This is a genomic window from Erwinia sp. PsM31 (genome assembly GCF_030433775.1).
GTDB classification, from domain to species: domain Bacteria; phylum Pseudomonadota; class Gammaproteobacteria; order Enterobacterales; family Enterobacteriaceae; genus Erwinia; species Erwinia aeris.
Genome location: NZ_JARUWZ010000007.1, coordinates 18,598 through 31,102, shown reverse-complemented (window position 1 = coordinate 31,102; position 12,505 = coordinate 18,598). Strand labels below are relative to the sequence as shown.

Annotated in this window: 16 protein-coding genes; 11 read left to right on the top strand and 5 right to left on the bottom strand. The window is 57.6% G+C overall.

The genetic code is table 11. The features are described from left to right. The first annotated feature begins 1 nt into the window (after nucleotide 1). The 4 genes from trpCF to QCD69_RS07920 all read left to right on the top strand — a co-directional run bounded on the left by trpCF (nucleotide 2) and on the right by QCD69_RS07920 (nucleotide 3,988). Nucleotides 2-1,360 carry a bifunctional indole-3-glycerol-phosphate synthase TrpC/phosphoribosylanthranilate isomerase TrpF gene (gene trpCF, locus QCD69_RS07935; RefSeq protein ID WP_301251634.1) on the top strand — a complete coding sequence of 453 codons (1,359 nt, stop codon included), beginning with the start codon at nucleotides 2-4 and terminating at the stop codon, nucleotides 1,358-1,360. Nucleotides 1,361-1,406: 46 nt separating this feature from the next. Next, a complete protein-coding gene (gene trpB, locus QCD69_RS07930; RefSeq protein ID WP_301251632.1) occupies nucleotides 1,407-2,597 on the top strand; it encodes a tryptophan synthase subunit beta in 1,191 nt (396 codons plus the stop codon). Further along, nucleotides 2,597-3,403, top strand: a complete 807-nt coding sequence (trpA, locus tag QCD69_RS07925) for a tryptophan synthase subunit alpha (protein ID WP_253453811.1) — start codon at nucleotides 2,597-2,599, stop codon at nucleotides 3,401-3,403. Before trpB ends, trpA begins: the two co-directional genes overlap by 1 nt. Before the next feature lie 270 nt (nucleotides 3,404-3,673). Beyond that, the gene (locus QCD69_RS07920; RefSeq protein WP_125287728.1) at nucleotides 3,674-3,988 is read left to right on the top strand and encodes a BON domain-containing protein; all 315 of its coding nucleotides are present in this window, start codon (nucleotides 3,674-3,676) and stop codon (nucleotides 3,986-3,988) included. 70 nt (nucleotides 3,989-4,058) lie between these two features. On the opposite strand, the gene ompW is transcribed toward QCD69_RS07920, so the two are convergent. Beyond that, entirely contained in the window at nucleotides 4,059-4,694 is a 636-nt protein-coding gene (gene ompW, locus QCD69_RS07915) for an outer membrane protein OmpW (RefSeq protein WP_253453809.1), read from the bottom strand. Nucleotides 4,695-5,043: 349 nt separating this feature from the next. Here ompW and QCD69_RS07910 point away from each other — a divergent pair, with 349 nt between their 5' ends. From QCD69_RS07910 to yciA, 3 genes are all read left to right on the top strand, one after another. Further along, nucleotides 5,044-5,769 (top strand): YciC family protein, encoded by a 726-nt coding sequence (locus tag QCD69_RS07910; protein WP_253453807.1) that lies wholly within the window; start codon nucleotides 5,044-5,046, stop codon nucleotides 5,767-5,769. Nucleotides 5,770-5,831: 62 nt separating this feature from the next. Beyond that, nucleotides 5,832-6,368, top strand: a complete 537-nt coding sequence (locus QCD69_RS07905) for a septation protein A (RefSeq protein WP_253453805.1) — start codon at nucleotides 5,832-5,834, stop codon at nucleotides 6,366-6,368. 40 nt (nucleotides 6,369-6,408) lie between these two features. Beyond that, nucleotides 6,409-6,828: an acyl-CoA thioester hydrolase YciA gene (gene yciA, locus QCD69_RS07900; protein WP_253453803.1), complete on the top strand. Its 420-nt coding sequence runs from the start codon at nucleotides 6,409-6,411 to the stop codon at nucleotides 6,826-6,828. A gap of 60 nt (nucleotides 6,829-6,888) precedes the next feature. Here yciA and tonB read toward each other — a convergent pair whose 3' ends face one another. Continuing rightward, entirely contained in the window at nucleotides 6,889-7,632 is a 744-nt protein-coding gene (tonB, locus tag QCD69_RS07895; RefSeq protein WP_301251630.1) for a TonB system transport protein TonB, read from the bottom strand. Between the two features lie 201 nt (nucleotides 7,633-7,833). Between tonB and QCD69_RS07890 the strand changes: the two genes are divergently transcribed. Further along, nucleotides 7,834-8,130, top strand: coding sequence for a YciI family protein (locus QCD69_RS07890; RefSeq protein ID WP_253453799.1), 297 nt, complete (start codon nucleotides 7,834-7,836; stop codon nucleotides 8,128-8,130). 21 nt (nucleotides 8,131-8,151) lie between these two features. Beyond that, nucleotides 8,152-8,250, top strand: coding sequence for a YoaK family small membrane protein (locus tag QCD69_RS07885; protein ID WP_148101246.1), 99 nt, complete (start codon nucleotides 8,152-8,154; stop codon nucleotides 8,248-8,250). A gap of 46 nt (nucleotides 8,251-8,296) precedes the next feature. Here the strand turns inward: QCD69_RS07885 and QCD69_RS07880 are convergent, their stop codons facing one another. Next, nucleotides 8,297-8,470, bottom strand: a complete 174-nt coding sequence (locus tag QCD69_RS07880; RefSeq protein ID WP_125287735.1) for a YciY family protein — start codon at nucleotides 8,468-8,470, stop codon at nucleotides 8,297-8,299. 146 nt (nucleotides 8,471-8,616) lie between these two features. Here QCD69_RS07880 and cls point away from each other — a divergent pair, with 146 nt between their 5' ends. Further along, nucleotides 8,617-10,077, top strand: a complete 1,461-nt coding sequence (gene cls / locus QCD69_RS07875) for a cardiolipin synthase (RefSeq protein ID WP_253453797.1) — start codon at nucleotides 8,617-8,619, stop codon at nucleotides 10,075-10,077. 45 nt (nucleotides 10,078-10,122) lie between these two features. Continuing rightward, nucleotides 10,123-10,446, top strand: a complete 324-nt coding sequence (locus QCD69_RS07870) for an HI1450 family dsDNA-mimic protein (RefSeq protein ID WP_125287737.1) — start codon at nucleotides 10,123-10,125, stop codon at nucleotides 10,444-10,446. A 39-nt stretch (nucleotides 10,447-10,485) separates the two neighbouring features. Here QCD69_RS07870 and oppF read toward each other — a convergent pair whose 3' ends face one another. Both oppF and QCD69_RS07860 read right to left on the bottom strand, forming a co-directional pair. After that, nucleotides 10,486-11,484, bottom strand: coding sequence for a murein tripeptide/oligopeptide ABC transporter ATP binding protein OppF (gene oppF, locus QCD69_RS07865; protein WP_253453794.1), 999 nt, complete (start codon nucleotides 11,482-11,484; stop codon nucleotides 10,486-10,488). Beyond that, nucleotides 11,481-12,494 (bottom strand): ABC transporter ATP-binding protein, encoded by a 1,014-nt coding sequence (locus tag QCD69_RS07860; RefSeq protein ID WP_253453792.1) that lies wholly within the window; start codon nucleotides 12,492-12,494, stop codon nucleotides 11,481-11,483. The genes oppF and QCD69_RS07860 overlap by 4 nt, the downstream gene beginning before the upstream one ends. Nucleotides 12,495-12,505 lie beyond the last annotated feature (11 nt).

Here is a 12,505-nt window from a genome sequence, read left to right as displayed (position 1 = left end):
TATGGAAACCGTACTGAACAAAATTGTGCAGGATAAGGCGATTTGGCTGGCCGAGCGCCAGCAGCGCCAGCCGCTGGCCTCGTTTCAGAACGAGATCGAACCGGCGACCCGCAGCTTTTATCATGCGCTGTCAGGCGCCAGAACCGTTTTTATTCTGGAATGCAAAAAGGCCTCGCCCTCAAAAGGCGTGATCCGGGAAGATTTCGATCCGGCCGCCATTGCGGGCGTTTATAAAGATCACGCTTCGGCCGTTTCGGTACTGACCGACGAAAAATATTTCCAGGGCAGCTTCGATTTTCTGCCGGTGGTCAGCGCCGCCATTACCCAGCCCGTGCTGTGCAAAGATTTTATTATTGATCCGTATCAAATTTATCTGGCGCGCTACTACCAGGCAGACGCGATCCTGCTGATGCTTTCCGTAGTGAATGACGAGCAGTATCGCCAGCTGGCCGCCGTGGCGCACAGCCTGAATATGGGCGTACTGACTGAGGTGATCAGCGACGAAGAGCTGGCGCGCGCCACCGCGCTGGGCGCCAAAGTGGTTGGCATCAATAACCGCGACCTGCGCGATCTCTCTATCGATCTCGACCGCACGCGTCGTCTTGCGCCTAAAGTTGCCCATGGCGTAACGGTGATCAGCGAATCAGGCATCAATAACTATGCTCAGGTTCGCGAGCTGAGCCACTTCGCCAACGGCTTTTTAATCGGCTCCGCCCTGATGTCGGAGGCGGATCTTTCCGCCGCCGTGCGTCGGGTCATTATTGGCGATAACAAAGTGTGCGGCCTGACCCGCGCCGGGGATGCGCGGAGCGCGCTGGAAGCCGGGGCGGTCTACGGCGGCCTGATTTTCGCCGAAGGCTCGCCACGCAAAGTGACGCCGGAGCAGTCGAAAACAGTGATGGCGGGCGGCGCGCTGAAATACGTCGGCGTGTTCCGTAACAACTCCCTTAGTGACGTTGTCACTATCAGCCGCGAGCTGGGCCTTTCTGCCGTACAGCTGCATGGTGATGAAGATCGGGATTTTGTCGCCGAGCTACGCCGTCAGCTGCCGGATGAGGTAAAAATCTGGAAGGCGTTCAGCATTCGTTCCGCGCTGCCTGCCCGCGACTGGCCGCACGTCGATCGCTACGTCTTTGACAACGGCAGCGGCGGCACCGGCAACCGTTTCGACTGGGCACTGCTGGAAGGCGAAAAGCTGGATAACGTGCTGCTGGCGGGCGGCCTGGGCGCCGACAACTGCGTCAGCGCCGCCCGGCTTGGCTGCGCCGGCCTGGATTTTAACTCCGGCGTCGAAAGTGCACCCGGCCTGAAGGATGCGGACAAAATCGCCTCGGTGTTTCAAACGCTGAGAGCCTACTGACCGTCTGGCGTCGCTACGGCGGCGCAACTGCGAATAAGGAAGCGAAATGACTTTATTAAATCCCTGGTTTGGCGAGTTCGGCGGTATGTACGTGCCGCAGATCCTGATGCCCGCGCTGCAACAGCTGGAAGAGGCCTTTGTCAGCGCCCAGCGCGATCCTGAGTTTCAGGCGGAATTCGTCGGCCTGCTGAAAAATTACGCCGGTCGCCCCACTGCGCTGACGCTGTGTAAGAACCTGACCAAAGGCACCAAAACCCGTCTTTACCTGAAGCGTGAAGATCTGCTGCACGGCGGCGCGCACAAAACCAATCAGGTGCTGGGCCAGGCGCTGCTGGCGAAGCGCATGGGCAAAACCGAAATTATCGCGGAAACCGGCGCGGGCCAGCACGGCGTCGCTTCGGCGCTCGCCAGCGCCCTGCTGGGTCTGAAGTGCCGCATCTATATGGGCGCCAAGGATATCGAGCGCCAGTCGCCCAACGTGTTCCGCATGAAGCTGATGGGCGCAGAGGTGATCCCAGTGCACAGCGGCTCCGCCACGCTGAAAGATGCCTGTAACGAGGCGCTGCGTGACTGGTCGGGCAGCTATGAAAACGCCCACTATATGTTAGGCACGGCGGCGGGCCCGCATCCTTTCCCGACTATAGTGCGCGAATTCCAGCGCATGATCGGTGAAGAAACTAAAGTGCAGATCCAGGAGCAGGAAGGTCGCCTGCCGGATGCGATTATCGCCTGCGTGGGCGGCGGCTCCAACGCTATCGGCATGTTCGCGGACTTTATCGATGAGGCTTCCGTCGGGCTGATTGGCGTGGAGCCTGCCGGTCACGGTATTGAAACCGGCGAGCACGGCGCGCCGCTGAAGCATGGCCGCGTCGGCATCTATTTCGGCATGAAAGCGCCGATGATGCAGACGGAAGAGGGTCAGATTGAGGAGTCCTATTCGATTTCCGCCGGTCTGGATTTCCCTTCCGTGGGGCCGCAGCACGCGCATCTGAACAGCATCGGCCGCGCCGACTACGTTTCCATTACCGATGACGAAGCGCTGGACGCGTTTAAAACCCTTTGCCGCAGCGAAGGCATTATTCCCGCGCTGGAGTCTTCCCACGCGCTGGCTCACGCCCTGAAAATGATGCGTGAAGCGCCGGAAAAAGAGCAGCTGCTGGTGGTGAACCTGTCCGGCCGCGGCGATAAAGATATTTTCACCGTGCACGAGATTCTGACAGCGAAGGGAGAGATCTGATGGAACGTTATGACCAGCTTTTTCAGCGGCTGAACGCGCGTAAGGAAGGCGCCTTTGTGCCTTTCGTCACCCTGGGCGATCCCACGCCCGAGCTGTCGCTGCAAATTATCGATGCGCTGATCGCGGGCGGCGCCGACGCGCTGGAGCTGGGGATCCCCTTCTCCGATCCGCTGGCCGACGGCCCGACCATCCAGAACGCCACGCTGCGCGCCTTTGCCGCCGGCGTGACGCCCAGCCACTGCTTTGAGCTGCTGGCCGCCGTCCGCCAGAAGCATCCGACCATCCCGATCGGGCTGCTGATGTACGCTAACCTGGTCTTCGCCAACGGCATCGACAACTTTTATGCGCGCTGCCAGCAGGCGGGCGTGGATTCCGTGCTGATTGCAGACGTGCCGGTCGAAGAGTCCGCGCCGTTCCGCCAGTCGGCAATGCGGCATAATGTTGCGCCGATCTTTATTTGCCCGCCGAACGCCAGCGACGATCTGCTGCGCGAGATCGCTTCACACGGGCGCGGCTATACCTATCTGCTTTCCCGCGCGGGCGTAACCGGCACGGAAAGCCGTGGCGTCAGCCAGTCGTTGCATCATCTGGTGGACAAGCTGACCGAATACCACGCCGCGCCGCCGCTACAGGGCTTCGGGATTTCTGAACCGTCTCAGGTGAAGGAAGCGCTTGCCGCTGGCGCAGCGGGTGCGATTTCCGGCTCCGCTATCGTCAAAATCATCGAGCGTCATCACAATGAACCGGCCACGATGCTGGCCGAGCTGGAAGCTTTTGTCGCGAAGCTGAAGGCCGCCACGCGCTAACCGTCCGCCCTGTCGCTCTGGCAGGGCTTTGCCCCTCCTGTACTTTTATTATTTTTGCGGCTCAGTCGTGATTGCTGAGCCGTTACGCCCGCCCGATCGAGAGCAGGCCAGCCGCGTAGCCTCAGGCAGCAGCTTTACCGCCCCGTAAACAAGTAACACGCTCTTTTTGCGCTGTTTTGTGGAAAATTCGCCGCCCAGGTCTACGCTTCTTTTACAGAGCGAATCTGTAATCACGGCCCAGGCCATTCGGAAATAACAGGGAGATTTACCATGAAGCTGTTTAAAATGTTGACGGGTATGGTTATCGCAGCCGTTGTGGCTGTTTCAGTTAGCGCCTGCGCGCCAACGGCAAAGCAGGAAGGCACAGGCGGCTATATTGACGACACCGTCATCACCACCAAAGTTAAAACGCAGCTGCTGAACGATGAAGCGCTGAAGTCCCGTGAAATCAACGTGGAAACCTTTAAGGGCCGCGTACAGCTCAGCGGTTTCGTCAGCTCGGCCCAGATGGCCAGCCGTGCCGTGCAGGTGACCCGCAGCGTGAAAGGCGTGAAGTCCGTAGTAAATAATATGCAGATCAAATAACGCTTTTCGGGCGTAACAGGATCGACAAAAGGCGCAGCGTATGCGCCTTTTTGCTGTCTGACGGCGGCGATCAGAAGCGGTAACCCGCGCCAAAGAAGAACACGAACGGGTTGATATGAGTGTCGATACTCTGGCGGCCTGCGCCCGCCGCGTCAAAGCGCACTTTGGTATTAATATCCATGTACCACAGCGAGGCGTTCAGCATCCACTGCGGCGTTAGCTGATAGTCCAGGCCGACCTGGCCCGCCACGCCCCAGCTGTTTTTTACGCTCAGGTTGCTCAGGCCCGCATCGCGGCCGGTCTGGTTAAAATCGGTGTCATAAAACATGGTGTAGTTCACGCCGATACCGGCATAGGGCTGCAGCTTGCTGTTGTTATCCATGAAATACCACTGCGCCATCAGCGTTGGCGGCAGCTGATGCACGGTAGCCAGCGTGCCGGTAGAGGCCAGCCCGACCTTGTGACGGAACGGCGTGGCGCCCAGCAGCTCAACGCCGACATGATCGGTCAGCATATAGGTAAACGTCAGGCCCAGCTGGGTATTGTTGTTGATGTCGAATTCGCCCAGTCCCAGGACGTTATCCGAGCCGCCGGTTGGACGCACGGTCGCGGAACCCGCACGCATAAAGAAATCGCCGGCCTGATGTGCCGAAGCGGCTACCGGCGCGCAGGCCGCGACCAGCAAGGCCAATACTGAAATTTTCATAATCACTCCTGTGTACATAGAAAAAAGCGCAAATTGTCACCCTTATTTTTAATGCGCTGATTTTATCTTTATTTTCAGAAAGCTCACCCTCACAGAAACACAATAAACGGCAAATCCACTAAAAATTGATCTGGATCAAAACCACCTTTATTTCATAAAGAAAAATTAAGTTAAAAAGTGATCTGATGCGGGTTTATTGGCCAGATAGTGTTATATGAAGCGTGCAGGCGGTGTACGTCAGACGGCACGAGAAATCGCCAAAGCGAAAGTTGTGTAAGCCAGGGTGCCAGGTTGGCTTAAGACCATGTACAATCGCCGGATCGCTAAATTCGGCTCTCAAGGAGTGTACATGTCATTCACGGCGGCTTCGTTATACCGTGACACGGGAAATTTCTTTCGCCATCAGTTTGTTACCATCGTACTGATCGCGCTGTTAACCTCTTTTATTACGGTACTGATCGGCCATGCGCTGACGCCTGATATTTCCGGGCTGGCGGATGGCAACAGCGGCTCAATGAGCCTGATGGAGTGGATCCGTACCATGACGCCAGAACAGCAGCAGCTGCTGCTGCACGCTTCCGCTGCGGGTACGCTTGCCTCGCTGGTCGGCAATACGCTGCTGCTGGGCGCGATGCTCTGCCTGATCCCTATGGTTACCGCCGGCGAGCGCGTCAGCGCCCTGCGCGCCATGGGCGCTTCCGCGCCGATGCTGCTGCGACTGCTGCCGCTGGTGTTTTTTATGACGCTGATTATTCAGCTCGGCTTTATGGCGTTGATGGTGCCCGGCATTATTTTCGCTATCATCCTGTCGCTGTCGCCGATGATCATGACGGCGGAAAAAGTCGGCATTTTCGCCGCGATGCGCGCCAGCACTCGGCTGGTGTGGGGACATGTTAAGGTGGTGGCGCCCGCTATCCTGGGCTGGCTGCTGGCGAAGGTGCTGGTGCTGCTGATGGCCTCGTCGCTGACCGTGCTGCCGGCCAACGTCACCTCGGTGCTGCTGAACGCGCTAAGCAATCTCGTTTCGGCGCTGCTGATCATTTACCTCAGCCGCCTGTATATGCTGTTACGTTAATCAGTCGCTGCGCGCTTCACCGGCGCGCAGCCGATGTGTTGATCTGATAACCGGAAGCCCTTATGAAGCAGTTACTCGATTTTCTTCCTCTCGTGGTCTTTTTCGTTTTTTATAAGCTCTACGATATTTTCGTCGCCTCGGGCGCGCTGATCGTCGCCACCGCGCTGGCGCTGGTAGCCAGCTGGCTGCTTTATCGCAGGCTGGAGAAGATGACCATCGTCACTTTTGTGCTGGTCGCCGTTTTCGGCACGCTGACGCTGGTTTTTCATAATGACGAATTTATTAAATGGAAAGTCACGGTTATCTACACGCTGTTCTCTGCCGCGCTGCTCTACAGCCAGTTCTGGATGAAACAGACGCTGATCCAGAGCATGTTGGGTAAAGAGCTGACGTTACCGCAGGCCGCGTGGCGCAGGCTGAACGTGGCCTGGGCGATATTCTTTCTGGCCTGTGGCCTGGCCAATATCTACGTCGCCTTTTGGCTACCGCAGGATTTCTGGGTTAACTTTAAAGTGTTTGGCCTGACCGGCCTGACTCTGCTCTTCACCCTGCTCAGCGGCGTCTATATCTATCGCCTGATGCCGCAGGAAGAAAAATAATTCAGCGCCGGATACGGCGTTTTTATGCGGAAGCAAGATAATGAGCGACGAACAACGACAGCCTGAGGGCGAAATGGTGCTGCGCACGCTGGCTATGCCTGCGGATACTAACGCCAACGGCGATATCTTCGGCGGCTGGCTGATGTCGCAAATGGATATGGGCGGCGCCATTCTGGCAAAAGAGATCGCGGGCGGCCGCGTGGTGACGGTGCGGGCTGACGGCATGACCTTTCTGAAGCCGGTTGCGGTAGGTGACGTGGTCAGCTGTTATGCGCGCTGCATTCGTACCGGCAGCAGCTCGATTACGATTAACGTAGAAGTCTGGATTAAGAAGGTGTCTTCAGAACCGATTGGCCAGCGCTACTGTACCACCGAAGCGGTATTTATCTACGTTGCCGTTGACAGCGAAGGCAAATCGCGACCGCTGCCACCGGAAAAAAGCCATTTTAGCGAAGCGTAACGGCATAAAAAACGGGAGCAAAATTTGCTCCCGTTTTTTTATGATGGGCAACATCACCCGTTACTCAATGCTGCTGCCGCCGTTGATTTTAAAGACAACGTTCATTTTCAAATCCTTGCCCGGCTTGCCCGCCTCATAGCGCCACTTACGCATGGCGTTTTTCACTTCACGCTCGAACATATTGCGCGGCTCGGCCTCGAGAATGCGGATATTTCCCACCTGCCCCGAGCTGTCCACGTCAAATTGCACGCGAACATGCCCTTCCAGACGCAGCGCAAAGGCGCGTGACGGATAGGCCGGTTTGCCAATGCTCATCGCTTTCGGGCCGGAAGAGACGGCCGTTGAAGGCGCTGCCGATGTTTTCGGCGCGGTAGAAGGTTTGGTCGCGGTAGCCGTACGATCGTTATTCAACGGCGCGGCCTGGCGAGGCTCCTCGCGCGGCTTCACCTCTTTCTTCGGCTTCACCACTTCCTTTTTAGGCTTAGGTTTGGGTTTAGGCCTGGGAACGGGTTTCGGGATCGGCACCGGTTCCGCTTTAGGCGGCTCCGGCTCCGGCACGGGTTCAGGTTCGGGTTCAGGCTCCGCTACCGGCTGCGGCGCGGGCTGGGGCGCTGGCTGTGGCTCCGGCTGCACTTCCGGCGCGACCAGAGAGACGCTGATAGGCTGAGACGCTTTTGGCACTTCCACGGTCTGGTGAAAAGAAGCATAAAGTATTCCGCCAATCACCACGGCGTGCAGACCCACGGAAAGCAGGGTCGGTAGCGAAAGTCGGCGAGGAAATGAAGTTTCTGTCAGCGTCGTCATAATCTTTCTGCTGTAAAAGTTGAGGCGTAAGTTTAAATGCAAATAGCAATCAGTTTCAACAACTCGCCTCTTTTCAGGCGTGAATTTGTCAGAAAATCGGTTAGCCTTACGCGCCGCGCCTGCAAGAGCATCTTTCATTTGCAGAATAGCGAACGATGCCTTAACGTGATCGCCAATCATTAGCGATGGACAGGAGTTAACGTGCTCTACGTAATTTATGCAGAAGATAATGCGGATTCACTGACAAAGCGGCAGGCGGTTCGCCCCGCGCATGTGGCACGTTTGCAGCTGTTACAGGATGAGGGACGCCTGATTATCGCCGGGCCGATGCCGGCGGTGGACAGCAACGAACCTGGCGTGGCGGGCTTTACCGGCTCTACCGTGATCGCCGAGTTCTCGTCGCTGGAAGAGGCGCAATCCTGGGCGCAGGACGATCCTTATATCGCCGCGGGCGTGTATAAGCAGGTTGCCGTTAAACCATTTAAGCGCACGTTTTAACGCCTTCCGCCTGGAACCCTGATGAAAATTGGCTATCTTTTCCCGGCCGCGGTCGGTATAGCAGGCGCGGCGCTGCTGATATGGTTTATCGCCAGCGGCGCCTGGATGCCGGGCGCCTGAGGCGCAGGCAGTAAAAGAAACCCGGCGCAAGGCCGGGTATTTACGCTCAGACCAGCTGGGTAATAAACAGAATAGAACGACGCTGCTGTTGGCTTAGCTGATGGCGAATGGCGTGCATCCGTCCGTAGCGTCTCGACTGCCCTTCCAGCCAGCGCGCCCGTCGGCGCTGAATTTGACGCGACATGCGCCAGCGTGCGACTTCATTTCTACTCCGTCTCATATTACCCTCTTCGCTTGCAAAAACTCGCGCCGCATTATAAAGACTTCTGTCTCTACGCCAAGTCCGATGACTTGAGGAAAAGGTTTCGTCCGCTCCGATCTGCACGTAAACTCCTGTAATCAGAGGTGAACAGGACTTCCGCTTTTATGACGACTTTTTATACTTTAATGAGCTGGCTGCTGCTGTTTGGTTACTGGCTGCTAATTGCCGGGGTCACGCTGCGCATTCTGATGAAGCGCCGCGCGGTGCCTTCGGCGATGGCCTGGCTGCTGATTATTTATATTCTCCCTCTGGTAGGCATCGTCGCCTATCTTTCCTTTGGCGAGCTGCATCTGGGGAAGCGTCGTGCCGAACGCGCCCGCACCATGTGGCCTTCCACCGCCAAATGGCTGAACGATCTGAAATCCTGTCACCATATTTTTGCCCGTGATAACAGCGACGTGGCGCGCTCGCTGTTTCAGCTTTGTGAAAACCGTCAGGGTATCGCCGGGGTAAAAGGTAACCAGCTACAGCTGCTCACCTCTACGGACGATACGATGCAGGCACTGATCCGCGATATCCAGCTGGCTCGCCATAATATCGAGATGGTGTTTTATATCTGGCAGCCCGGCGGCATGGCGGATGAAGTGGCGGAAGTGCTGATGGCGGCGGCGCGGCGCGGCGTTCACTGTCGGCTGATGCTGGACTCCGCCGGCAGCGTGCAGTTTTTCCGCAGCGACTGGCCCGCGATGATGCGCAACGCGGGCATTGATGTCGTGGAGTCGTTGAAAGTCAGCCTGCTGCGCGTCTTTTTACGCCGCATGGATCTGCGCCAGCATCGCAAAGTGGTGCTGATCGATAACTATATTGCCTATACCGGCAGCATGAACCTGGTCGATCCGCGCTTTTTTAAACAGGATGCGGGCGTGGGCCAGTGGATTGACCTGATGGCGCGCATGGAAGGCCCGGTGGCAACCACCATGGGCATCATCTACTCCTGCGACTGGGAGATTGAAACCGGCAAGCGCATTCTGCCGCCGCCGCCGGACGGCACTATTATGCCTTTCGAGCAGGAAAGCGGCCACACCATTCAGGTTATCGCCTCCGGGCCGGGCTTTCCTGAAGATCTGATTCACCAGGCGCTGCTGACCGCCGTCTATTCGGCGCGCGAGCAGCTGATTATGACCACGCCCTATTTCGTACCCAGCGACGATTTGCTGCACGCTATCTGTACCGCCGCGCAGCGCGGCGTCGAGGTGAGCATTATCGTGCCAAGACATAATGATTCACTGCTGGTAGGCTGGGCGAGCCGCGCTTTTTTTGCGGAACTGCTGGAAGCGGGCGTCAGAATTTATCAGTTTGAAGAAGGCCTGCTGCATACCAAGAGCGTGCTGGTTGACGGGCAGCTGAGCCTCATCGGCACGGTTAACCTGGATATGCGCAGCCTGTGGCTCAATTTCGAGATTACGCTGGTGATTGATGATGACGGTTTCGGCGGCGATCTGGCGCGCGTACAGGATGATTATATCGCCCGTTCGCGGCTGCTGGATGCAAAACAGTGGACGCGGCGCGCCTGGTGGCAGAGGATTGTCGAACGACTGTTTTATTTCTTCAGCCCGCTGTTGTAAAACGAGCGGCATTGCACAGCCCTGACGGGCATTATGGGAAATTTTATGGATTTAAATAACCGCCTTACCGAAGATGAAACCCTGGAACAGGCCTACGATATTTTTCTGGAGCTGGCGGGCGATAATCTCGATCCGGCCGATATCCTGCTCTTTAATCTTCAGTTTGAAGAGCGCGGCGGTGCAGAGCTGCACGATCCCGCCGAGGACTGGGCCGAGCATGTGGATTTCGATCTGAACCCGGACTTTTTTGCCGAGGTGGTGATTGGCCTGGGAGAAAACGACGGCGACCCGGTGACCGATATCTTCGCTCGCGTCCTGCTGTGCCGCGAAAAAGACCACAAGCTCTGCCATATTCTGTGGCGTGAATAAACCGCAGCCGCATCCCGTCGCCGGGATGCGGTCTGGTTTTTATAACGGATCGACCTTCAGGCAGGAGACCGCATGACGGAAGCTGCCTTCCAGCAGCGGACGCGTTTTGGCACACTCCGGCCCGGCTATCGGACAGCGGGTGCGAAATACGCAGCCCGACGGCGGATCGATCGGCGAAGGCAGCTCCCCTTCCAGCAGCTGGATAACCTTGTTTTTCTCCAGATCGGGATCGGGGATCGGCACGGCGGACATTAAAGCCCTGGTGTAAGGATGCTGCGGGTTCTGATAAACCTCATCATAGGTGCCCAGCTCTACCGCATGACCCAGATACATCACCAGCACGCGATCGGAGATATGTTTTACCACCGCCAGATCGTGGGCGATAAAGATCAGCGACAGCCCCATCTCGCGCTGTAGCTGCTGGAGCAGGTTGACCACCTGCGCCTGGATAGAAACATCCAGCGCGGAAACCGGCTCGTCGCAGATAATCAGTTTGGGCTCCAGAATTAACGCCCGGGCAATGCCGATGCGCTGGCACTGGCCGCCTGAAAATTCGTGCGGGTAGCGGTTAATCAGGTTCGGCAGCAGCCCCACCTTCATCATCATTGTTTTGACCCGCTCTTTGACTTCCTGACGCGCCATTTTGGGATGATAGGTACGCAGCGGTTCAGCAATAATATCGCCGATGGTCATACGCGGATTCAGCGAGGCCAGCGGATCCTGAAATATCATCTGGATATCGCTACGCGCCCTGCGCCACTCCTCTTCGCTTTGCCCCAGCAGGTCGCGGCCCAGCCAGGCGACGCGCCCTTCCGTGGCCTTGACCAGCCCGATGATGGCGCGGGCCAGCGTTGATTTCCCGCAGCCGGACTCGCCCACCACGCCCAGGGTTTCGCCTTCGTACAGGCGCAGGCTGACGCCGTCCACGGCCTTCAGCGTTTTCGGCGGCTGCCAGAACCACTGCCCGCTGTCTTTGATCGCGAAATGCACTTTCAGATCGGCGATTTCCAGCAGAACGTTCTTTTCTGTCGTGCTCATACCAGCTCCTCCGCAGGTTTAAAGCAGGCGCGCAGCCGCTCCTGTCCAAACGGCTCCAGCGGCGGCATCGTGGCGCAAATTTCCATCGCGTGGGGGCAGCGAGGCTGAAACGGACAGCCTTTTGGCAGCCGCAGCAGGTTGGGTGGATTGCCGGGAATGGTGGTCAGGGATTCGCCCTCCGCGTCGAGGCGCGGCACGGCGTTGAGCAAACCAATCGAATAAGGGTGCGTTGGCTGATAGAAGATATCGCGCGCTTTGCCGTACTCCATCGTACGTCCGGCATACATCACCAGCACGCGATCGCAGATGCCCGCCACCACGCCCAAATCATGGGTGATCATAATAATCGCGGTGTTGAACTCTCTTTTCAGATCGTTGAGCAGCGTCATAATTTGCGCCTGCACGGTGACGTCCAGCGCCGTGGTCGGTTCGTCGGCAATCAGCAGCTTAGGCCGACACAGCAGCGCCATCGCGATCATCACGCGCTGCCGCATCCCGCCGGAGAACTCGTGCGGATACATCTTCATGCGCTTGCGCGCCTCGGGCATTTTCACCGCATCCAGCATCCGCACCGATTCTTCAAAAGCCTGCGCGCTGCTCAAGCCTTTATGCAGCTGCAGCACTTCCATCAGCTGCTCGCCCACCCGCATATAGGGATTCAACGAGGTCATGGGATCCTGAAAAATCATCGCGATCTGCTCGGCCCGCAGCCGGTTAAGCTGCTTTTCCGGTAGATTAAGGATCTCATTACCGCGAAAACGCGCCGAGCCGCCGATGCGCCCGTTGCCCGCCAGCAGCCCCATCAGCGCAAAAGCCGTCTGCGACTTGCCGGAGCCGGACTCGCCGACGATGCCCAGCGTTTCGCCCGCCCGCAGGTCAAAATTAAGGTCGTTAACGGCGGTCACATCGCCGTCCGGCGTGGTGAAAGTCACGCGCAAATCTTTTACCGACAGCAGCAGTTCGCTTCCCGCCTGCGTGGCCATCGCTGGCTGTAATTGTGTAACGTTCATCGGGAAACTCC